This is a genomic window from Paraburkholderia sp. GAS42 (genome assembly GCF_050436565.1).
GTDB lineage: Bacteria > Pseudomonadota > Gammaproteobacteria > Burkholderiales > Burkholderiaceae > Paraburkholderia.
In genome coordinates this window covers 420,609-443,096 of the sequence record NZ_JBNDML010000002.1, presented here as the reverse complement: position 1 = coordinate 443,096, position 22,488 = coordinate 420,609, and the positions used below count along the sequence as shown (strand labels likewise).

The window sequence follows — 22,488 nt, the reverse complement described above, 5'->3', positions numbered from 1 at the left end:
GTGATCTTCAATAACTGCCTCGAAGATCAGGGCAGCGCAACGCACGCTCGTTGATGCGCATTCTCGACGACGCGCATTGCATTTATGATGAGCACAGTCGACCCGCTTAAGCTTCCGCAGAGCCGTCCAGCTTCGCGGTGCCCAACCATCACGCCTGAAACCTGCTTCGCTGGAGATGCAATGCCGCTTCGTCTTCCTCCGCTTTCGTCGCTCCGATTCTTTGAAGCGGCCGCGAGACATCAGAGTTTCAAGCTCGCGGCAGCGGAACTCAACGTGACGCCAAGCGCTGTCAGTCATGCGATCGTCGGCCTTGAACAGGCACTCGGCGTCGAACTCTTCGTTCGCGAACCTCGTGGGCTTTCGCTCACATCCGAGGGCGCGGATTATCTGCCGTACATCTCCAAAGCGTTTGAGCTGATTGCGACCGGTACACAGCGTCTGCCCGACAGGCGGGCGCATCGCACGATCGCCGTGAGCTGCGCGCCCACCCTCGCGTCCCGCTGGCTATTGCCGCGACTGCACGCATTCCGCAGCCGTTGGCCCGACGCGAACGTGACCGTCGATACCTCGCGAAGGCTGGTCGAATTCCCCAACGATGGCTTCGATTTCGCAATCCGGTTGAGCCGCAAACCGGTTGCCGGCGCGACATGGCACCGGTTGTTCGGCGAACGCCTGGTGCCGGTGTGCAGTCCGGCGTACCGCGCTACGCTCATCGATAGCGAGGGCAACATCGATCTGCGTCGCGCAAAGCTGCTTCACGTCGATTCAGCAAGCGAAGACTGGCAGGCATGGCTGGACGGAACAGGCAGGCAGGATATCGAACCGTCAGGCGGCATGCGCTTCGATACCGTCCAGCTTGCGTACGAGGCCGCCGTAATGGACATGGGCGTGGCGATTGGAAGACGGCCGCTCGTCGATCGCGAACTCACTGCGAACGCGCTCGTCGAAATCAGTCCGGAGGTGATTGTCGCCGGCACCGCGTACTGGCTCGTGAGCGCGGAAGCCGCCGATCATCGCCCCGATCTCGCCACCTTCCGGCAATGGCTGCTCGAAGAAGCCGCAACCGTCGAAGACAATGCAGACACCTTCGCTGCTGTCGATCTGGAACCGCGCAGCGAAGATCCTGACCGAACCGCGCCCGCTTCCTGAATGTTCAGGTGAGCCACCCTCACCTGTCGTCAAAATCTTTTCCTTTGATGCCTCAGTCACCCGCTGCCAGTATTGGCGCAAGGAGGACTGAACGATGTCGACAGCACACTACACGCACCCTGCATCCCAGCAAACCCGCACCGCACTCGTGATCGTTGCGGCTGCACTCATCCTGAGTGCAGCGATGGGTGTACGCCAGACCTTCGGCCTTTTCATCGGCCCGTTCTCGTTTGACCGCGGCGTGCCTGTCACGCTCATCGCGTTCGCCATCGCATTGCACAACCTGGTGTGGGGATTCGCGCAGCCATTCGCGGGCGCGGCAGCAGACCGCTACGGATGCACACCGGTCGTCGCGTTCGGCGCGGTCGCCTTCGCGGGCGGCCTGGCCCTTGCGGCGCTGACGTCATCGCCTGCGTTGCTCGTCGTCGGCATGGGCGTGCTGGTCGGCATCGGGATCAGCTGCACGAGCTTCGGTGTGGTGCTCACCGCGGTCGGTCGATTGGCTTCCGCCGAAAAGCGCAGCGTGGCGATGGGGCTGGCGAGCGCGGGCGGCTCGCTCGGTCAGGTGCTCATGGTGCCGCTCGCACAGACGGTCCGGCAAACGTCGGGGATCGCATCGTCGCTTCTCGTGCTCGCGTTCGTGCTGATCGTGGCCGCGCCGCTTGGCGTGTTGCTTGATCGCCGGAATGGAGGCGCTGCGCCGCTTTCGGGGCCGCCCGCGTCGTCCTTGCGGACCGTCGTTGCACAGGCATGCCGGCATCGCGGATATCGCCTCCTGACCATCGGCTTCTTTACCTGCGGATTCCAGCTTGCCTTTATCGCCACGCACTTGCCGGGCTATCTGTTTCTCTGCCACATGCCCGTTGGTGCAGGCGCAACCGCGCTTTCGCTGATCGGCCTCTTCAACATGGCAGGCAGCTGGGCGTGCGGGTGGCTGGGCGGACGCTTTCGCCAGCAGTACGTGCTGGGCTGGCTTTATCTGATCCGGGGCGCCGCCATCGCGATCTTCTTCCTTCTGCCTAAAACAACGGTCTCGGTTGCCGTCTTTGCAGCGGTGATGGGTCTCACCTGGCTCGGAACGGTGCCACTTACTAGTGGACTCGTCGCGAAGGTATTCGGCACGCGTCATCTGGGCACACTGTTCGGCGTGTGCTTCCTCAGCCATCAACTCGGCTCGTTTCTGGGCGCGTGGCTGGGTGGATTCGTCTTCGATGTGACCGGTTCGTATTCGCTGATATGGGGCGCTACGGCCATTGCGGGGGTGTTTGCAGCGATGCTGCATTTTCCGATCGACGATACCGTCGTGGAGCATCCGGGCGCGCGGCCCGATCCGGCGCATGCATAAAGAAGCGCCAAGGTGACGGGCCGCGCTTCAATCGCTTAACGACGCGCCGCCTTCCGCGTCGGCATTGCGGGGCGCATGCAGGGTTCGGGTGTATGACGCGAGCATCGTCGCGAGTTGCTGGGCTGCTGGCGTCAGCGGCATCGACGCGCGCTGAAGCAGGCAGACGTCCTGCGGCGTCACACGTTCGCGCACGGGGATCGTCACCAGCGTTTGAGCGAAAAGCCCGCGCTGCGTGAGGATCGACGGTTCCAGCGAAAGACAGTCCGTCTGCGCGACAAGATGAAGCGCCTCGAACAGACCTTCGACGGTGGCAATGACCTTCGGCGGCGCAAGGCCGTGTTCGACGAACAGATCGGCCAGCCGGTTCGACGGCACGTCGCCGGCGGGGTTGGGAGACGGCGTCGCCACCCACGTGCAGTCCGCCAGTTCAGCCAGCGAGGTCGCCGATGCTTTTGGATGGCCGCGTCGGCAAACAATCACCGGATCGGACGGATACAGCGTCGTCACCGAGAGATCCGCTGTATCGCTCTCTTTCGATACCAGCGCCACCGCGAAATCGAGCGTGCCATCGCGAATCCGCGAGATCATCATCCGCGACGTGCCGGTACGCAGACGCAACGCGACCTTGTCGAAACGCGCGTGGTATTCGGCAAGAACCGGTGCAAGCGCATCGATCAGCGGTTCAGTGGACATACCGAACGAGACCTCGCCCGTGTAATCGCCGCTCAACTGCTGCATCTCCTGCTCGGCCCGTTCGCACTCACCGAGAATCGTCCCCGCCCGCACCAACAGACGCTGGCCAAACGCCGTCAACGCGATGCCGCGATTGGTGCGCGTGACGAGCGTGGTGCCGAGCATCAGTTCGAGGTTCTGCAACTGATGCGTAATGCCGCTCTGCGCGATACCCAGCGCACGCGACGCCGCGCGGATGCTGCCATGCTGCGCGACCGCGGAAAACACGCGCAATTGGGAAAGTGTCAGCGCCATAGGCCGCAGATCTGCGATCACATAAAGTGATCATGATAGCCCGGACTGCTCTTTTGCGATTCACCTCTATGCCTTAGCATGCGTGCACACACTCTCGCTATCGACCGTAACGAACCGCGGCGCAGGGCCACAACCCTGCAGTAAAGTGCCGCAACGTCTCTTTGACCGGAACACGCATGCAAAAGCAGACCACGCCCCTTCTGTCACCCGCCGTCGGCACGCACCGCGAACTGGTGAGTTTCCACTTTGGTCCCTCGTCGGATTCATCGGACAGCGGGCAAAAAATTTACATTCAGTCGTCGCTGCACGCGGACGAAACGCCTGCGATGCTCACGGCCGTTCTGCTGAAACGCCGTCTGCTCGAACTCGAAGCGGCCGGAGCGCTGGCCGCGGAAATCGTGCTGGTGCCGGTCGCCAATCCGGTCGGCCTCGGACAATACGTGATGGGACAGTTCATCGGACGCTTCGACCTTGCGAGCGGCAAGAACTTCAATCGTCACTTCCTGGCGTTTCCGACGCTCGCCGAGCGCGCGAAAGATCGGCTCGGCGCCGATGCCATGCGCAATCGCGACATCATCCGTGAACTGCTGCGCGAAGAACTCGCGCAGCAGGCGCCGCTGACCGAATTCGAATCGTTGCAACTTGCGCTATTCAAGCAGTCGTTCGATGCGGACCTCGTCATCGATCTGCATTGCTCGCTCGAAGCCGTGATGCACGTGTACACGACCGAAGCCGCGTGGCCGTCGATCGAACCGCTTGCCCGCTATCTCGGCGCCGAAGCCTCGCTACTCGCCACCCACTCCGGCGGCCAGGCCTTTGACGAGGCGCACAGCCTGATCTGGTGGAATCTTCAGCAGCAGATGCCTGCCGGCAAGCCCGTACCGGATGGCACGCTCGCGGTCACGGTCGAATGCCGCGGACAGCGCGATGTGTCGTACGCCGTTGCGCAGCAGGACGCCGACGCGATCATCGATTACCTCATGTCGCGTGGGGCGATTCGCGGCGAGCCGAAAGCGCTGCCGCCGCTGCCTTTTCCCGCGACTCCGCTCGCTGGCAGCGAGCAGTTTTATGCGCCTGTCAGCGGCATCGTCGTGCATCGGGCAAAAATCGGCGACACGATCCGCGCGGGCGACCCGCTGTTCGACATCGTCGATCCACTGACGGACGAGACGACCACGATCAGCAGCCACACGGATGGCGTCCTCTATATGCGGCGTGCCATCCGCTTCGCGACTGCGGGCGCGCCGCTTGGGCGCGTCACGGGCACGCGTCCGGTGCGTACAGGCGTGCTGCTCGGCGCATAGACCGCGTTATTGAGTGTCGTCGCCTTCATAGAACGTTCTTCCGCTGCCTGAGCGCCCTGAACCCGCGGCTACACCCCCATAGGCGCTATCTTGCCCATTGCGGGCATCCAGACGACGCTCAGCTGCCTGAACGTTCTCCGGATAGGCGGTGGAGTCGGACGTCGACGGGTTGTAGCCGGCGTTCTCGATTTCAATCAGTTCCTGCCGCACTTGCGCGCGGCTAACGGATGATTGTGACTGAGCATGTGAGGAAAGAGGCGCAGCAAGTACTGCCGCGATCGCGGCAGCTTGAAAAAGACCTTTCATGATTGGCCTCCGAAGACCCGTTGTAGCGTAAACCCTTTATCTTAACGCTACATACAGTGCGCAGTACGGCGCATGCCTGGATTCCACGGAAGCGATTGATTACAGTCGATGACGCACGCGGTCGGTCGGGCGCTGTTCAAGCATGCATGCTTGCCAGTCGCTTCAATACCTGCACCTGTCCGTACCAGCGCTCGATCACGGTCTTGTGTTGCTGTAGCTGAAAACTGATTCCAGTCGTCAAGCGTGCATAGTCCACCCGCTGCGACTCTCCCGCCTCGATGGTCGCCACAAAACACGTCAGCGGAAAATTGCCGCAGGAAACCGGACGAGCATTCAACTGCAACTGATAGAAAGCTTCGTCGAAGACAAAAGTCAGTGCTGCGCGCCCCGTCGAATGGACTGCGCGCGCGGTCCGTGAACTGGACCACAACGCGAAGCACAGCGTACGTGCGTCGGGCACGAAGAGTTCGCCAACACTCAGTAGCGAAGTGCGCACCCGGGCGCTCTCGTCGACCGCGAGCAGCGAAGCGGTGAAACTGCTCTTTGACTCGATATCCATGCCGTCAAGGAGCGTTTGCAGCGCGCAAGGCCACGCGTCAAAATCGCCTCTTGCGGTTGATGTCGCATGCGGTGCGTTGATGTCGACCATATAGGTAACCCGGGAGGCTAGTTCACTTGCCAACGCAAACGGACTGCACGATTTCCTGCAACCCGTGCGTCTCGTCTTTTAAAAGTCATCGCAGCCCATTGCCGCGCGTCAGGGTGCGATCTCTTCGAGACTCCGCTCACGTGTCTCGATCATTTTCAAGGCGCCTAGCGCACCGACTACGCTCACTCCCGCAAACATCAGGAATACCGATCCGATACCCTGCTTGTGCAACAGCAGGCCAGCGAGAGAAGGTCCGACCGCCGATGCCAGGCGCAACCACGAAGTCGCGAGGCCGGTGCTGGTGGCGCGCATACGCGTCGGATAGACCTCGGGCGTGTACAGGTAAAGCACTGCGGCAATCGAGCCGATCAACCCGTAGCTCACCGTACCGAGCATCATCACGCCCCACACACTATGCGCGCCGAAGAAGCCCAGGGCAGCCAGCAGCGCGGCCGCGACAACAAAGGCTGTGACCGTCCAGCTGCGACGTCCTACGCGATCAATGCTGTATGCACATACGAGCAGCAGCACCACCTGCGCGACATTTGTCATCGATGCAGCGCGCAACGCGGTTTGTAATGGCAGGTGATACACAGAGCGGTACAGCGTAGGCAACCAGTTGTTCAGGCTGTTGGCGACGAAAAAGGCGCTGGCCCACAGAAGCCACACGATCAACGTGCGGCTGCGATAAAGCGGCGACAGGACTTCCCGCCAGCCGGCCTTCGAAGCCGCTTCGGTTTTGTGTTGCTGCACGGATTGACCTGGTGCAATGCGCCGCTCGGTGCTTGCCTCCATTTCACGTATCACGGCTTCGGCTTCGGAGAGACGGCCCTTGCTGATAAGCCAGCGCGGCGACTCCGGAAGCCGCGACACTAGCGCGGCAATCAACAGCCCCGGCACCGCACCGATCCAGAACATGATCTTCCAGCCGATCGTCGGCACGAGCCACGCGCCGATTTGTCCGGTCGCCATCAGGCCAACCGGGAAGATCACCTCGTACAGCATGAAGTATTTGCCCCGGCCGCGCGCGTTGGAAAGTTCGCTGATGTAGGTCGCGGCAACCGGCATTTCGCCACCCACGCCTATACCCTGAACGAACCGGCAGGCGAGCAACATCATGAAATTTCCACTCAGCGCACAACCGAGGCTCATCACGGACATAATGCCGATGGAGATCGTTGCGCTCCTGATTCTGCCGTGGCGTTCGGCGTACCAGCCGAAAATCAGCGCACCGACGAACTGCCCGATGTAGCTGGCGCCGATGAGCACACCGATCTGCAACGGTTCGATGTGCCATAAGCCGATCAGCACTGGAAGCACAAAGGCAATCGACAGGGCATCGAACGCGTCAAAAAAGGTGGCGCTGCCCACAATGATGCGAGCCTTCGTATGCCACCACGAGAACGGCACGCTTTCGATGCGTCGAATCAGCTCCGCTCTCGCCGACGATGCGCCAGCCATCGGTTCCCACGCCTGACTCCGGCTCACTGTGCTCTGCAACACGCCGCCTTCCTGCATCTCGGTCTCCTCATTCGATACCCGCTTATTGATCGTCAGGCGGCCGGTCTGGTGCTGCCGGTAGTGCGAGACGTGCGGGATTTACCAGGCTTTTCGTATCAGTGCAGCGTGTAGGCGGCGGCCGCAGCGACCACCAGGATCGCGCCGGCCGCCCAGAGCCACACCTTGCGGTTGCCGGTCGCCCTGGTGTCGTCGGCACCGCGCTGGGTGGCTGCGCTTGCACCCGGTATAGCGCTGCCTGCCATCGGCGTTGACCTGCGAGCGTCACCCGGCTGGCCGATCATCGCCCCATCGACTTCGACTTGCGTTTGCGGACCCGTTACGGCCGCAGTAAAGCGACCGAAAAAGTCTTCCGCCATCTTTTTCGCCACGCCGTCGATCAGTCGCGCGCCGACTTGTGCAAGGCGGCCGCCCACCTGAGCATGCGATTTGTATACGAGCTTCGTACCCACGCCCTCGGGCAGCAAATCGACACGCGCGCCACCTTTGCCGAACCCGGCTGCGCCACCGGAGCCTTCGAACGTCAGCGAATAGGATTGGGGCGGCTGCAAGTCAGTCAGCGTCATCTTGCCCTTGAAACGGGCCTTGATAGGGCCGACCGAAGCGGCCATCACCATCTGAAACTGATTTTCATCCACACGTTCGAATGACTCGCAACCCGGCACGGAGGCCTTCAGGATCTCGGGGTCGTTCAATGCCGCCCAGACACGTTCTCGCGGCAGCGGCAAGATTTGTTCGCCAGTCAGTTCCATTTACAACTCTCCTTTTCCTTCCCCGGACATCGCCGGGGCAGGCGAGCCCCTCGCAGGGCGTTGCGATCAAGCATGGTTGGGTGTTGAAGCTTCCGGGTGACGCGCCAACGGTGCCGGGTCAATTACGCCGTCACCGCGGCTCGCTTGCCGGCCCGCACGTGCAGGTGAATCACCTCATCGAACATCGGCGCTGCATCAGCCGGCTAGCCCAGGATGTGTTGCCACTTCGCGCGCGTTTTTTCCTGCAGTTCCTTGCTCGCTTCCGCGACTTCCGGAAACTCCTTGAGGAAGTCATAGGGACGACATGCGTCGATAATTGCCTTGGCGTTGAACGGCGCCTTGTAGGGATTGGCGATCGACATCGGGTCGTTCTTGGATCCCATGCCTCTCTTGATGATGTCGATATCGATATCCGGATCGGTGCGCGTTGCCACCGCCCACATGACCTCCTGAAGATTCGACGGGTCGATATCCTCGTCTACCACGATCGAATAGCGCGACATATAAGCGCCGACGCCGCACTGGCTGAGGATGTGCCCAGCCTGGCGAGCATGTCCCGCATAGCGCTGCCTGATCGACACGACGTTAAACATGCGCGCGCCGCCAATCTCGTGTGCCCACACACCTTCGACGTCGGGCACGCCGGCAGCCTGCAATGCGTCGAGCAGCAGCGCCGAGCGCATGACCGCCTTCGAATAGGAGTAGTCGTTAGGCGGCTTCGCCGGCGGGCTGCCCATGATGATCGGATCGTTGCGATAGTAGATGCGCTCGATCGTCACCACGGGCGCGGTTTCCGCTTTGCCCGGGTAATAGCCGTGAAACTCGCCGAACGGGCCTTCGATCTTCACGTCGCCCGGATGCGCGTACCCTTCGATGACGATCTCCGACGCGCTCGGGAACGGCAGACCGGTCAACTGGCCGTGTACGACCGACACCGGCTGCTTCAGGATCGCGCCGACATAGTTCAGTTCGCACATGCCAAACGGCACTTCGATGCCCGATATCAGATAGCCGAGCGGATCGCAGCCGATCACGATCGAAACGGGAAATGGCTTGCCGGCCTTCATGTGCTTGTCGTACTGGATCGCGCCGTGCTTGCCGGGGATCATGTCGAGTCCGACATGATTCCTGTCGTGAATCATCACACGGTACGTGCCGACGTTGACCCAGTCCGAGTCGAGATCCCTGGTGACAACCATGCAGCCGGTGCCGATATAGCGGCCGCCGTCTTTCTCGTGCCACAGCGGCGACGGAAACGAGAACAGATCGACATCGTCGCGGGATTGCACATTCTCGAAGATAGGCCCGTTGGCAACGGTGACGGGTTCGTATTCCGGGGCCTGCGACTGCCATTGCTTCGGCCTTCCCCGCAGCGTCTCTACGAGCCCCCGATGCGTGGACTCATGACCGATGCGCAGGATCGAGGACAGACGCGCCGGGCTTGCCGTGCTGCAGGTCAGCACCCGAAAGCCCTTCGGGTAGCCGGGAATATCGTCGAACAGCAGTGCAGACGGCCGCTCTTTCTTCACATTGAGCTCGCTTATCGCGCCGAGTTCGAGATTCCAGTCGGCTCCCGACACCTCAGTCAGCTCGCCAAGCGAGCGTGCCTCTTCGAGCCAGGCCCTGAGGTCGAGCGAATGGGTCGTCGACGTACTTGTCACTTTCTCGGTCTCCTTGATATTCATGCGCGTCATGCGCTGCCGCAGCGGATACGCTGCCTTGCTGTTCTATCGCTTCTCGAATGGAACATTGAAGCAATCGCAGGACGGGCGCAAACGACCATCTTTCATGCTGGGGATGAGATTCTTTCATGCGCGGGCGAGGCGACATGGGGGCGGCGCGCCGCTCAGTCGCTTCCGCTGCTCCCGCGCGCCAGCTGTTCCCGCCTTGCACGGCCTCCGGCGTATTTGAATGTGCCCTGTGCGGTCGCGATGAGCGTCGTGGAGTCGATCCATGCCTCGCCACGCGCGAAGAAAATCGACTTGCCCTTGCGTTCGAGGAAACCTCGCGCAATGACCGTGTCACCGAGGCCTTTGTCGAGGAAGTTCAACGTCAGCGAAAGCGTCACGCCATGAACCGGCCGCTGCGGATCGGGACTGTAAAGGCCCGCATATCCGCAGGCAGCATCGAGCAGCGTTGCGATCACACCGCCCTGCAGCACGCCCTGCCTGTTCAGCAACGCAGGATGAAAGCAGACACAAAACTCCGCAAAGCCTTCGCGCCACCCGGTACGTGTGGCGCCCAGGCTCGCCAGGAAGGGGTTATCCAGCACATCGATATTCAAAATTGTTCTCCACACCCGCTACCTGGAAGGCCTTTGTGCGCGCCGCTCCCAATCTGTTGTCCACGCGTCGTGAACATCGCGTGTCATGGATCGCGGCGAATCCGTCCCCGAGCCATGCATCAATTCAGGCGCGCCTGCAACGCACGCCCAGCGCGCCGCACGAATGCGTCCGCTCCGACGTAAGGGCTATCCTGGCTGATCAGCAGCGCCAGGTCGCGCGTCATGGTGCCGGCTTCGACCAGTTCGATGCATGTCCGCTCGAGTGTCGCCGCAAAGTTCATCACATCGGGCGTCTCATCGAGGCGGCCCCGCTGCCAGAGCGCCCGACTCCACGCAAAGATCGTCGCGAGCGGATTGCTCGATGTCGGCTCGCCTCGCATGTGCTGCCGGTAGTGGCGCACCGCCGTACCGTGTGCTGTCTCCGTCTGCATGCAACGCCCGTCGGGCGACATCAGCACGGACGTCATGAGGCCCGGAGATCCGTAGCCCTGTGCGAGATAGTCCGACTGCACGTCGCCATCGTAGTTCTTGCAGGCCCAGAGATAACCACCCGACGATTTAAGGCTGAACGCAACCATATCGTCGATCAGACGCGGCTCATAGATGAGCTGCGCCGCCTCGTACGCCTGTGCGAACTCTTCAAACACCTCGGCGAAGATCTCCTTGAAACGTCCGTCGTACTGCTTGAGCACGGTACCCTTGTGTGAAAAGTAAACGGGGTAGCCCCTCTGCAGCCCGAAGTTCAGGCACGCGCGAGCGAATCCGCGAATCGACTCGTCGAGGTTGAAGAGGCCGAGCGCCACGCCGGCACCCGGGAATTCGTGAATGGTCTGAACGAGCGGCTCGCCGCCGTCAGCCGGTTCGAACACGAGCTTCATCGTGCCGGCGCCGCCCACGACTATTTCCTTCGCGCGGTACTGCTCGCCGAACGCATGACGCGCGATCACCACCGGCTGGTTCCAATGCGCGACGAGGCGCGGGACATTGACGCAGATAATCGGCTCACGGAATATCGTTCCGTCAAGCGCGTTACGGATCGTCCCATTAGGCGACGGATAAAGCCGTGCGAGTCCGAACTCCTGCTGCCTTGCGCGATCCGGCGTGATGGTCGAGCACTTCAACGACACGCCGTATTCCTTCGCCGCCTGTCCGGCTTGCAGTGTCACCTGGTCGTCCGTCCTGTCGCGGTTGCCGATGGAGAGATCGAACTGAATGAGGCTCACGTCCACGAACGGCAGAATCAATTCATCGCGGACCCATTGCCACAGGACGCGGGCCATCTCGTCGCCTTCCATCTCCACGAGTGGGGTCCGGACCTTCACTCTTGCGATAGTCATGGTTTTCCGAATTCAGAATGGTTGATGCGCTAGCGTCTGCGAAGCCGTTACTTCGAGGAACCACGGTTCGTCATTCAATGCGTTGGGCAGCAAGATCGAAGAGTGCATGAGCGCTTTCCGCACGCGCAAACTAACTTTTCTCATACACGACATGAGAAACTTTCATTTCCTCGCTGGGCATAACCGGCTGATCATCCGTCATTCCCTTTCCATTGGGAGCCGCGTTGCGCATTCGTATGAACCCGGCGCGCGAACACAACAATGAAACCGACTACAATCGGATACCTGACGACCTCGCACCGCCCTGACGCCGAATGAGACCGTACATTCCCTCCTTGCAGAGCCTGCTTGCTTTCGAAGCAGCGTCGCGACATCTCAGCTTCACGCGCGCAGCACAGGAACTTGAACTGACTCAAACCGCAATCAGCCATCAGATCAAGACCCTTGAAGACCGGCTGGAAATCAAGCTGTTCGTTCGTCGGCGCAACGTGCTCACGCTGACGCCGGCCGCACGCGAGTATCTGAATTCCGTGCACGAAGCGATCAATCTTCTGTCGATTGCAACGGCACACGCGCGCAAGAAAAAACCGAGCACGGTTCTAACTGTCACCTGCCTGCCGACGTATGCCGTGAAATGCCTCATCCCGGCGCTGCCGGAATTCCAGCGCGACCATCCCGAGATCACTGTTCATCTCGCCACCAGTTCGACCTTCAACGAATTCGAGCGCAACAGTTATGACGTCGCGATTCGCTACGGCTCGGGGCGCTGGGCATCCTCGCGAGCCGACCGGTTGCATGGCGAAGAGTTCTTCCCTGTCTGCTCGCCAGCGGTGCTCGCGGAGACTGGCGAATTCGGCTCGATCGCAGAAGGCCTCGCGCGGATGCGGCAGATTCGCACGTACTTTTACTCGATGTATCAGGATGACTGGCCCGCGTGGCTCGAAGCAGCCGTCCAGAAACCCGTCGAATTCGCCGGCGAGTCGGTATTCCATCTGCAACTGACGTCGCTCGCCGCCGCAGTCGACGGTGTCGGCATTGCCATCGGCCGCACGCCGCTCGTCGACGCCGATCTCGCGAGCGGCAAACTGGTGGCGCCATTCGACCTGCGAGTGCCGTCGAACTCCGCCTATTTCGTTACGTCGCCAAACGACAAGGCCAGGATGAAGAAGGTGGAGCAGTTTCGCGAATGGGCGCTTGCGCGACTAGGTGAAAACCCGGCTCGCAAGACAGCTTCTGCGACGCCCCATGCTTCGTCCGCGTCGTCAGTCGAAGGCCATATGGCTCCATGTCCAGCACCTCTCAGCCGGTAGCCGACCCGCCGTATTGCACCGTAGCGGTTCTGCTCGAGCAGCATAGGCGGCGGACGCCCGAAAAACCTGCGATCGTCGACGTCGATGACCGCAAGAGCATCTCCTTCAAAGAACTGGCGGGTGTCGTAGATGGAATTGGACGCCAGTTACTGCGCCGCGGTATAAAAAAGGGCGAGCGCGTCGTACTCGCCGGCACGGAGGGGCTGGACAAACTGCTTCTGTGGCTTGGCATCTGGCGCATCGGCGCGGTCGTGTGTCCGCTGGATGTGTCCTTCGTCCGTCCCGCGATCGCCCGCACGCTGATCGACACCATCGCGCCCGCGCTCGTCCTCGCTCCCGCGAATGGGGACGACAGTATCTGTGCGGTAACGGACGGGCCGGTGATGCGCTTTGCTGCCTGGTCGTCAACCGGCGCAGATGAGGCCGCGCCCGAGACGCTACGGCTCGCCAGCGACGATCGCGACGACGTCGCCCTTCCAGACGGCGCCACGGCATCCGCACCCGGCGATATTGCATCGATGTGCTGTACGTCCGGCACGACCGGCATGCCGAAGATCGTCGTGTACGATCACGCGTGCTACTGGCTGAACAGTCTCGACAGCATCGATCTGCTGGGTTTGAACGTCGACGACCGCGCGCTCGAGTATCGTTCGTTCGACTGGTATTCGGCGCAGATTCTCAGTTTGATGCCGTTCCTGCAGCTTGGCTCGACGCTATGCGTCGCACGCCGTTTTTCCATGAGCCGGTTCGCGGACTGGATCAAGAGCCATCGTGTCACCGTGAGCGCGGGCGTGCCGACGGTGCTGAACATGCTACTCGAAGCGCCTGTCGACACCCGTGACGGAAGCTTCGCGACGCTGCGCGCGATGACCTGCAGCACGGCTCCGCTGTCGCCCGTCCAGTGGGCGCGTTTCGAAAAGCACTATGGCATCCGGATACTGAACCTCTACGGCTCGTCGGAGGCGGGCTGGATGTGCGGCAACCGGGCGCAACGACGCAGGATCGGCACCGTCGGCTATCCCGTCGCACATATCGAGTTCGATATCGTCGACCCCGATGGCGTGTCGTGCGGCCCCGACGTGGAAGGCCAGGTGGTCGTGAGCGGACCCAAGCTTGCGCTCGGGCTGCTGTGTTCGGACGGCACCATCAAACCCATTCGTGGTGCGCCCCTCTTTACCCGTGACGTTGCGGCGCGTGACGCGGACGGCTTCGTACGAATGGCAGCGCGGATGGACGACCTGATCATCCGCGGCGGCGTCAAGATCGTTCCGCAGGAAATCGAGGACGCGATGCTGGGCCATCCGGACGTGCAGGACGTAGCGGCCCTCGGCGTTCCCGACCCCGTGTACGGGCAGGAATCCGTATGCTTCGTCGTCCCGCACCCGGGCACCGCTCCCGATGCGGAAGAGTTGTGTGCGTACTGTCGAGCGCATCTCCCCCGAGAGAAATGGCCGAAGCACGTTTATCTTGTGGCATCGCTGCCGCGGAACGCCCGCAGCAAGATCCTGCGCGACGAGTTGCGGCAACAGTGGTGGCAAATCGTCAATACCGCCAGGGATCTACCCGAGTGCGAGTAGTCGCGCCGCCAGAACCGTCAAACTGTCTCTGCCAGGATGGGGCAAAGGGCATGCGCGGAAACGTCCTCATGCGCGGCCTTCGCCTGCGCGACCTGAAGCGTTTTCGGCAAGCTCACGCCGTTCTTCGCAGCCGTCATCTCCGCGGCGATCGAAACGGCAATCTCCGGCGGCGTCCTGCTGCCGATGAAAATGCCCGCTGGTCCGCTCAAATGGCCAAGCTGCGCATCGCTGACGTCGAAGAGCTTGAGGCGTTCGCGTCGCCTGTCACTGTTTCTGCGCGAGCCGATGGCGGCAACGTAGAACGCATCCGTCTTCAACGCGTCGATCAGGGCAAGATCGTCCAGCTTTGGATCGTGCGTCAGTGCGACGACCGCGCTGTGCGCGTCGAGACGCATATCGAGCACCGTGTCGTCGGGCATGGAGCGCACGATGCTCACGTTCGGCAGGCTCCACGCATCGGCGTATTCTTCCCGCGGGTCGCAGACGGTCACCTGATAGCCGAGTCCGCATGCGATCGTCGCAAGGAAGCGCGACAGATCGCCCGCGCCGATGATCAGAAGACGATAGCGCGGACCGTGCACGGTCACGAGCGTCCTGCCGTCGAAGCGCAATTGTTCGTCCGGCAATGCACGACGAAGACGCGTGCGCCCGCTTGCGATATCCAGTTCGCGTCCGATCAGCGCGCCCTGTGCGAGTTGCGCCGCGAGATCGACGAGTCCAGCCAGCGACCCGTCACCCCAAAGCGGCTCGATGACCAGCTCCATCGTGCCTCCGCACGGCAAGCCGAAACGCAGGGCTTCTTCCGCGCTGATGCCGTAAGTGGCCACCTCCGGCCGCTCGCCGGCGAATAATTGCCGTCGCGCACGATCCATCAGATCGTCCTCGACGCATCCGCCTGACACCGAACCGCTTACGACGCCATCATCACGCATTGCCAGCATCGAGCCGACAGGCCGCGGACTGGAGCCCCACGTCCGGGTCACGGTGACGAGCACGACGCGGCGACCGGCCCTGAGCCAGTCGACTGCATGCTGCAAGACGGCTACGTCAATGCTGTCCATCGCTGTTCTCCTGTCCCGTCAACGCCCCACTGGTGGCGGCTCCTTCGTCAAGCCGATGTATGGGCCACCATCTGCAGCTCGACGAGAAATCCATGATGCAGTTCCGGTACCGGCACGACGGCGCGCGCCGGCTTGTGGTCGCCGAAGTACTCCGCATAGATGCGGTTGAATTCCGGCCAGTGCCCGACACCGACGATATAGGCGGTGCACTGCACGACGTCGGTCAGCCTGCATCCTGCTTCGGCAAGGACGTGCTCACAATGCTGCAGCGTCGCGCGCACCTGACGCTCGAAGTTGTCCGGGCCTTCGGTTGCGACACCCGGCCCCGGCAGCATGCCGGACACGAATGTGAAGCCACCCGCCTGAACTGCCTGCGAATAGTGCCCCCCCGGCGCCGGCGCATCGGCCGTAAAAACGAAATTCATTGTTCAAACCTCCTCAGGTAAGGGTTTGCCTCGCGTTTCCGGCAGCAGCGGAGCCAGCGCGAGACCCACGAGATAGATGAAACCGACTGTCACTGCCGCATGACCGTAGCCACCAAAGCGCGCGATCAGGGTTCCTGCGACGAGCGGACCGCTCCACGCAAGAAAGCGTGGGACATTGAAGCAGAAGGCTATCGCCGTGCCGCGTACACGCGTCGGATACAGTTCGGGTAGCCATGTCGGCATCCACGTATACTGGCCGAGACTGAAGAATCCCGTGACGCACGCGACCGCGAGCAGGAGCACGACATCGTGCGTCCACATGAAGAGCACCGGCGTCAGCACGAACGCCATCGCGAAGAACAGGATGGTGACACGCTTGCGCCCATACGCGTCCGCAAGAAAGCCGAGACCAATGTAGCCTGCGATCGCGCCCACGTTGTATGCCATGCCCGCAAAGCTCGCCCAGGCCGGCGCTGAAAGCCCCGCTTGCGCCGCGACCGAACCGATATACGGCGGCACCCACGTGGAGATACCCCACCAGCCCAGCGTCGTGCTAAGCGACATCAACACGGCAATCACGGTGCGACGGCGCAATTTCGGTTGCGCAAACAGGTCGAACAGCGTGAGACGCGCGAGGGCCTGTTCCCGATCGTCGAGCGCCATGCCGGCCTTCCTTCGAACCTGCGCGTCCTTGCGGTCCGCGTCGACACGTGCCCACTGCTCCGACTCCGGTATACCGGCGCGCATCCACAAGGTAGCCAGTCCCGGCAGTACACCGAGAAGATACATATAGCGCCATGCATGCTGACCCATGCCGCTCATGAAAAGCCACACCAGCGATGCCACGAAGAAACCCATACCGAGGCCGCACTGCATGAGTCCCGCGCCCTTGCCTCGATGCTGGTCGGGCCAGATTTCGGCGGTCATGGCGGTGCCGGTCGCCCACTCCGAACCCATCGCCAGCCCGACTACGAAGCGCAACGCCGCAAACGACGCCCAGTTCCACGAGAGCGCGCTCAGGCCCGTAGTGAGCGAGTACGCGAGAATCGCCAGCATCATCATCCGCTTGCGGCCGATGTAGTCGGTGAGCACACCGCCGACCAGTCCGCCGATGCCCCATCCAAGCAGTGTCAATGCGATGGTGAGACCCGCGTAGAACGGAATCTGCGCATGCGCGGAAGGTTCGAGCAACTGACCGAGTGCGCCGCCGACTGTGAGAATCAGCGCGTAGGTCTCGTAGCCGTCGAAGAACCACCCGAGATTGGACGCAACGAGCGCGCTCCATTGTTGCCGGTTGATCGACCGGTACCAGACGACGTGCGCAACGCCGTCGTTGATCGTGACCGCGGTCGGCATGCGCGACCCACGCGTGCCGTCACCCTGCCCTTCCAAGGGTCGCTGCATCGACTGTCTCCTTCGTTGTTGTTCTCCACACAGCCGGCTTCATGCGATGTCTGCACCGCTGAACCGATGCGCGGGACAAGCGCGACTGCTTTATGCGAGCACTTCCTTCTGTTCCGACCTGCGCATTTGCGCCGCGAGTTTAACGGCTTCGATGATCTCGGGGTAAGCCGCACAACGGCACAGATTGCCGGACAGGAAATGCCTGATTTCGGCTTCGGTCGGGTCGGGATTGCGGTCGAGCAACTGGTGGCTCATCAAGATGAAGCCGGATGTGCAGAATCCGCACTGAAACGCCCCGCATTCGATGAACGCCTGCTGCACGGGATCGAGCTGACCGTTGGCATCGAGATGTTCGATCGTGACGACTTCGCCACCGTCGACCATCGCTGCCAGAAACAGGCAACCCGACACACTCTCGCCGTTCACGATGATCGTACAACACCCGCACAGCCCCTGACCGCAGCTTTCCCGGGCACCATACAGCGAAAAGTGCTGCCGCAAGACTTCGAGAATCGTTCGATGCGGTTCGATGACCGCGCTCACCGGTTCGCCGTTCAGCGTGAAGTGGATCGTAATGGACGTGGCACTCATGGACTACTCCTCGGACAGCGGCGCGTTGCGCAAGACGCACAACGCGCGGAAAACGGATTCGGGGGTCAGCGGCAACGATTTGAGCCGAACGCCCACCGCGTCCTCGATCGCTTCGGCGATGGCCGATGCGACACCGAAGGTCGAGCTCTCTCCGACGCCCTTCGCGCCGAACGGGCCGTTGTGCTGCACCGAGTCGACGGTCTCGCGGCCAATCACAGGCGGGATGTCATGGATGCCCGGGATCTTGTACTCGGCAAATGAAGCATTGCGAAGCTGCCCCACTTCATCGAACTCCATGCGCTCGAACATCGTGATGCCGAGCTGCATGATCGCCGCGCCCGAAATCTGCGTGTCGACCACCTTGGGATTGATGGGCGTACCGCAATCGACGACGTGCTCGAAGCGGATCAGCTTGAAATGCCCCGTCTCGGTGTCGACTTCCACTTCCACGCCGCAGCCGCCGACCATCCAGTTCGGCGTGATGTTCTCCGATTGTCCCGATTCATACGCAGGCGACTCGTAGGCCGGAATGAAGCTGCCGATACCGACGACGTTGCCGGCCTGCATACCATACTTGCGCCGCAGCAACTCGCCGGCACGTGCCGCCGGAACCGGTGACACGCCGAGTTCATTCGCGATGTCGACGAGCTTCCTGCATACGTCTTCCGCCGCGAGACGCACCGCGTGTCCCATATGGAACGTCGAACGTGAACCGAGCGTGGCCATGTCGTAAGGCGTGACGTCGGTATCCGGCCGCATCACCTTGATCCTTTCGGCCGGAACGCCGAGCACTTCGCCCGCCATCAACGCGATCGCCGTCTCCGACGCCTGGCCCATATCGACCGTACTGGAATAGACCGTGCAACTGCCGTCGCCAGCGAGACTCACCATCGCAACCGAAGTCGTCGGCGCGACCAGCGCCTTGAAGCCGATACCGATGCCGCGCCCGCGACGCACCGTGCCCGTGCCGCGCTCGAACGGTGCGTTCCAGTTCATCCGCCCGGCGACGCGCTCGAGCACGAGGTCGATGGCCGCATCCTGCATCGGCGTGCCGGTTGCATGCGGCCGTCCCTCCCGCAGAATGTTGCGGCGACGGAACTCCACCGGATCGATCCTGAGCGCACGCGCGATCATGTCCGCGTGGCTCTCATAGGCCCACACCATCTGCGGAATACCGAAGCCGCGGAAGGCGCCGGCAGGCGGCAGATTCGTATACACCGCGTAGGAATCGATCGAGACGTTCTCGATGTCGTAGGGCCCCGACGCGGTGAAGCCCGATTTTTGCGTGACGCGCGGGCCGATATCCGCATAAGCGCCGCCGTTCCACCACACTTCGCACTTGCGGCCGGTGATGCGGCCGTCGGCCGAGACTGCGGTCTTCATCCGGAACGTCGTTGCATGCTTTGTGATGGTGAAGAACTGCTCTTCCATCGTCAGCGAAATCTTTACCGGGCGCCGTGCGAGCAACGACAACGCGACCACGAGCGCCTCGAGCTTGATATACAGCTTCGCACCGAAACCGCCGCCCAGCAGCGCCGACTTCACGCGTATGCGGTTTTCCGCCCAGCCGAGCAGGCGCGCGATTTCGATCCGCACGAACGACGGACTCTGCGACGCGGTGTGCACCGTCAGCGTGTCCTCGCCCGGCTCCGCAATCGACACCATCGGTTCGAGTGGCGTATGCATCACCTGCTGCGTCGTGAACGTGTCCTCAAACACGTGTGCCGCGGCCGCACATGCCGCGTCGACATCGCCACGCCTGAGCTGAAAATCGAGCGCGACGTTAGTGCCGCTGCGACCGGCCAGATGCTTCAGATCGGGAAACGTGCCGGCTGGCCTCAGGAAATCGTGTACGAGAACGCCCGATTTCGCCGCTTCGACTTCGTTGAACACGGCGGGTAATTCCTCGTACTCGGCCATGATCAGATGCGTGGCCTCCTCGGCGACGTGCGGATCGGCCGCGAGCACGACGGCAACCGCCTCGCCGATATAACGGACTTTCTCGAGCGCGAGAATCGGCTGGTCATGGAAGGCCGGACCGAAATAGGGCTCGGGGATGACCTGCAGGATGTCCTGCGCGGTGTAGACGCCGAAGACGCCCTCCATCTCGCGCGCCGCGCTCGTGTCGATGCTGACGATCCTGCCGTGCGCGACGGTGCTGCGAAATATCTTGCCGTAAAGCATGCGCGGCAGCACGAGGTTATGAATGTATTCCGCGCGCCCGGTCACCTTCGATCGCGCTTCGAGGCGGTTTAGGGAGCGGCCCACCTGCTTCTCTGCTGGTTGCTCGTCCAGAGCCGTTTCGATTTTCATGATGCATGGGTTCCGTGATGGCCGGCAGGTTTGCCAGCGGTGGCGGCAAGTGCCGAACGCACTGCGCGACCCAGATAAACCCTGAGCAGTTGTTTCTTGTAGCTGGCCGAGCCGTGGGGATCGCCGACGATATCCAGCTCCTGCGCGCCCTCTTCGCCGGCACGACGCAAGGTGATCTCGTCGGGAAGCGCATCGCGCAGTAACGCCTCAGTCTTCGTCAGCCGCGTCGGTTTGTCGGTCGCGGCGCCGACGATCACGCTCGCGTTGCGAATCCGCGGACCCTGCATGTCGAGCACAACGGCGACGCCAAGCGCGGGCCAGTCATGGGCCGCGCGCGTCGTCACTTTCATGTACGCGGCGGGCCTGCCGGCTTGTGGCGGCACGATCACTTCCGAGATCAGCTCGTTGCGGGCCAGCACCGTCTCGTAGTAGCCCGTGCACAACTGCTCCATCGGCACCGTGCGCTCGCCCTGCGGGCCGCTCAACGTGACCCGCGCGCCGAGCGAGGTCAGCACCGGCGGGAGGTCCATGTGCGGGTCCGCGTGACCCAGGTTGCCGCCGATCGTCGCAACGTTCCTCACGCGCACGTTCGAAAGCGTCCGGAGCGTGCGCGAGAGCATCGGCCAGCCCTCCTTGACGAGAGGCGAGTGTTCGAGCGTTGCGAGGCGCGTCAGTCCGCCGATGCGCAATTCGCCGTTCCCGCCGATCCGCACCTGCGAATACGCGGGTTCGATGTCACGCAGGCTTACGAGCCGCGTGGGTCGCAGCACGCCGGCCTTCATCATCAACATCACCGCCGTGCCGCCGCCGACCGGGCGAATGTCTGGATCCTCCGGATCCAGCAGCCCAATCGCCTCTTCGAGCGACCTCGGCCTCGCGAGCTCAAACGGAATCATCGGGTGCACTCCTTTTTTTGTGGCGCGCTGCGCGGGCAGCGCGCTTCATCTGTTCCGCGAGCGCCGGCAGGACAAGCGCGGTCATTGCCGCACGATTGCGGCGTGCCTGCCGGCACTTCGAAAACGTGTCTAGCGGGCGCAGTGCGCACGGTCGAGCAGGGTGTGCAATTCCGCGGCGACGACGTCCGGGGTTTCGAGCGGCGTCAGATGACGCGCCTTCGGAACTTCCACCAGCGTCGAACCGGCAATCCCTGCATGAAGCGCGCGCGCCATGGCCGGCGTCGCGGCATAGTCTTCCTCGCCGACGATCACACAGCACGGCACCTTGACATCCGGCATCAGCGCCCGACCGTCGAAATCGCCCAGCATCCGGCCTGTCGCGGCGAACGCAGCGACGTCATTACGCAGGAACGTGTCGACACAGCGCTGTAGTACGTCGGGATGGTCGGCACGGAACGCGTCACTAAACCAGCGGGTTGCCTGGAAATCGACGAGCGGCGCCAGGCCACCGGTTTCAGCCTTCTGCGCGCGTGCATTCCAGTCTTGCGAGGCCGTCTCGCCGTACCACGCGGTCGTGTCGATGAGACCCACCGCGGTGCAAATATCCGGACAGGTCGCCGCGAGCTGAAGGGCAACGCAGCCGCCCATCGATGCGCCCGCGATCAGGACGGGCTGAAATTGCAGTGCGGCCACTACGTCATGCACATCCTGCGCGAAGAGCGGCACGGTGTACGGGCCCGCAGCCTTGTCTGAAGCGCCATGACCGCGAGCATCGATTGCAAGAACCGAAGCACGGGGAAGGAGTTTCTGCACAACCGGTGTCCAGAAATGACGATCCATCGCCAGCGAATGCACCAGCACGACCCGTATGGGGTTCCGGGTTCCGCCATACAGGCTGTATCCGATGCGCGTGCCGTCTCGCACTGTGACGTGGGACGACACGAGATCGGGATTGAATTGATTGTTCATCGCGTGTTCCGCAGGCTGTCGGGTAGGGTTGGATTCGGGAATTGAGCCCCGCAGCCGGATATTGCTGGTCCGTCGGTACGGCAGCAAACGATGATCTTTCATGCGATGTATGAAAACAATTCATTGGCAGCGAATGGCCGTTCCGGGCAGCACGCATACCCGGGCGCAGCGCGGCCGGGATGAATTTCTCTCATATGCAGCATGAACAATTACCGTTTGCCCGCTGACCTGGTCGCCTGCAATCTTCCTGCGAAGGTGTACCGCATCGGCACGCCGTCGTCGCGGAAGCACCAGCGATCACACCGGCCGCC

At 62.3% G+C, this 22,488-nt stretch carries 20 protein-coding genes; 5 read left to right on the top strand and 15 right to left on the bottom strand.

What is annotated here, in order from left to right:
• Positions 1 to 180: 180 nt before the first annotated feature.
• Positions 181 to 1,149, top strand: a complete 969-nt coding sequence (locus P3T16_RS04600; protein ID WP_429341340.1) for a LysR substrate-binding domain-containing protein — start codon at positions 181 to 183, stop codon at positions 1,147 to 1,149.
• A gap of 94 nt (positions 1,150 to 1,243) precedes the next feature.
• Positions 1,244 to 2,494 carry an MFS transporter gene (locus P3T16_RS04595; protein WP_429341339.1) on the top strand — a complete coding sequence of 417 codons (1,251 nt, stop codon included), beginning with the start codon at positions 1,244 to 1,246 and terminating at the stop codon, positions 2,492 to 2,494.
• 27 nt (positions 2,495 to 2,521) lie between these two features.
• On the opposite strand, the gene P3T16_RS04590 is transcribed toward P3T16_RS04595, so the two are convergent.
• Complete coding sequence (locus P3T16_RS04590) at positions 2,522 to 3,481, bottom strand: LysR substrate-binding domain-containing protein (protein ID WP_429341338.1); 960 nt, start codon at positions 3,479 to 3,481, stop codon at positions 2,522 to 2,524.
• A gap of 176 nt (positions 3,482 to 3,657) precedes the next feature.
• On the opposite strand from P3T16_RS04590, the gene P3T16_RS04585 reads away from it, so the two are divergent.
• Positions 3,658 to 4,785, top strand: coding sequence for a succinylglutamate desuccinylase (locus P3T16_RS04585; protein ID WP_429341337.1), 1,128 nt, complete (start codon positions 3,658 to 3,660; stop codon positions 4,783 to 4,785).
• 6 nt (positions 4,786 to 4,791) lie between these two features.
• On the opposite strand, the gene P3T16_RS04580 is transcribed toward P3T16_RS04585, so the two are convergent.
• The 7 genes from P3T16_RS04580 to P3T16_RS04550 form a co-directional block, all read right to left on the bottom strand.
• Complete coding sequence (locus P3T16_RS04580) at positions 4,792 to 5,091, bottom strand: DUF4148 domain-containing protein (protein WP_429254422.1); 300 nt, start codon at positions 5,089 to 5,091, stop codon at positions 4,792 to 4,794.
• A gap of 136 nt (positions 5,092 to 5,227) precedes the next feature.
• Complete coding sequence (locus P3T16_RS04575; RefSeq protein WP_429341336.1) at positions 5,228 to 5,740, bottom strand: hypothetical protein; 513 nt, start codon at positions 5,738 to 5,740, stop codon at positions 5,228 to 5,230.
• A 108-nt stretch (positions 5,741 to 5,848) separates the two neighbouring features.
• A complete protein-coding gene (locus tag P3T16_RS04570; protein WP_429341335.1) occupies positions 5,849 to 7,258 on the bottom strand; it encodes an MFS transporter in 1,410 nt (469 codons plus the stop codon).
• A gap of 98 nt (positions 7,259 to 7,356) precedes the next feature.
• Positions 7,357 to 8,010, bottom strand: coding sequence for a CoxG family protein (locus P3T16_RS04565; RefSeq protein ID WP_429341334.1), 654 nt, complete (start codon positions 8,008 to 8,010; stop codon positions 7,357 to 7,359).
• Between the two features lie 203 nt (positions 8,011 to 8,213).
• The gene (locus P3T16_RS04560) at positions 8,214 to 9,695 is read right to left on the bottom strand and encodes a UbiD family decarboxylase (RefSeq protein ID WP_429341333.1); all 1,482 of its coding nucleotides are present in this window, start codon (positions 9,693 to 9,695) and stop codon (positions 8,214 to 8,216) included.
• Positions 9,696 to 9,856: 161 nt separating this feature from the next.
• On the bottom strand, positions 9,857 to 10,294 hold the full coding sequence (locus P3T16_RS04555) for a PaaI family thioesterase (protein ID WP_429254417.1): 438 nt from the start codon (positions 10,292 to 10,294) through the stop codon (positions 9,857 to 9,859).
• A gap of 119 nt (positions 10,295 to 10,413) precedes the next feature.
• Positions 10,414 to 11,631 (bottom strand): NADP-dependent isocitrate dehydrogenase, encoded by a 1,218-nt coding sequence (locus tag P3T16_RS04550; protein WP_429341332.1) that lies wholly within the window; start codon positions 11,629 to 11,631, stop codon positions 10,414 to 10,416.
• 314 nt (positions 11,632 to 11,945) lie between these two features.
• On the opposite strand from P3T16_RS04550, the gene P3T16_RS04545 reads away from it, so the two are divergent.
• Together P3T16_RS04545 and P3T16_RS04540 are read left to right on the top strand one after the other, a co-directional pair.
• Positions 11,946 to 12,941, top strand: a complete 996-nt coding sequence (locus tag P3T16_RS04545) for a LysR substrate-binding domain-containing protein (RefSeq protein ID WP_429341331.1) — start codon at positions 11,946 to 11,948, stop codon at positions 12,939 to 12,941.
• A complete protein-coding gene (locus tag P3T16_RS04540) occupies positions 12,917 to 14,518 on the top strand; it encodes a class I adenylate-forming enzyme family protein (RefSeq protein ID WP_429341330.1) in 1,602 nt (533 codons plus the stop codon). The genes P3T16_RS04545 and P3T16_RS04540 overlap by 25 nt, the downstream gene beginning before the upstream one ends.
• Before the next feature lie 17 nt (positions 14,519 to 14,535).
• Here P3T16_RS04540 and P3T16_RS04535 read toward each other — a convergent pair whose 3' ends face one another.
• The 7 genes from P3T16_RS04535 to P3T16_RS04505 form a co-directional block, all read right to left on the bottom strand.
• Entirely contained in the window at positions 14,536 to 15,579 is a 1,044-nt protein-coding gene (locus tag P3T16_RS04535; RefSeq protein ID WP_429341329.1) for an XdhC family protein, read from the bottom strand.
• Positions 15,580 to 15,626: 47 nt separating this feature from the next.
• The gene (locus P3T16_RS04530) at positions 15,627 to 16,004 is read right to left on the bottom strand and encodes a RidA family protein (RefSeq protein ID WP_429341328.1); all 378 of its coding nucleotides are present in this window, start codon (positions 16,002 to 16,004) and stop codon (positions 15,627 to 15,629) included.
• Positions 16,005 to 16,007: 3 nt separating this feature from the next.
• The gene (locus P3T16_RS04525) at positions 16,008 to 17,408 is read right to left on the bottom strand and encodes an MFS transporter (RefSeq protein ID WP_429341327.1); all 1,401 of its coding nucleotides are present in this window, start codon (positions 17,406 to 17,408) and stop codon (positions 16,008 to 16,010) included.
• 90 nt (positions 17,409 to 17,498) lie between these two features.
• Positions 17,499 to 17,999, bottom strand: coding sequence for a (2Fe-2S)-binding protein (locus tag P3T16_RS04520; RefSeq protein WP_429254411.1), 501 nt, complete (start codon positions 17,997 to 17,999; stop codon positions 17,499 to 17,501).
• Between the two features lie 3 nt (positions 18,000 to 18,002).
• Positions 18,003 to 20,312: a xanthine dehydrogenase family protein molybdopterin-binding subunit gene (locus P3T16_RS04515; RefSeq protein ID WP_429341326.1), complete on the bottom strand. Its 2,310-nt coding sequence runs from the start codon at positions 20,310 to 20,312 to the stop codon at positions 18,003 to 18,005.
• Complete coding sequence (locus P3T16_RS04510) at positions 20,309 to 21,208, bottom strand: FAD binding domain-containing protein (protein WP_429341325.1); 900 nt, start codon at positions 21,206 to 21,208, stop codon at positions 20,309 to 20,311. Before P3T16_RS04510 ends, P3T16_RS04515 begins: the two co-directional genes overlap by 4 nt.
• A 129-nt stretch (positions 21,209 to 21,337) precedes the next feature.
• A complete protein-coding gene (locus tag P3T16_RS04505; RefSeq protein ID WP_429341324.1) occupies positions 21,338 to 22,177 on the bottom strand; it encodes an alpha/beta fold hydrolase in 840 nt (279 codons plus the stop codon).
• Positions 22,178 to 22,488 lie beyond the last annotated feature (311 nt).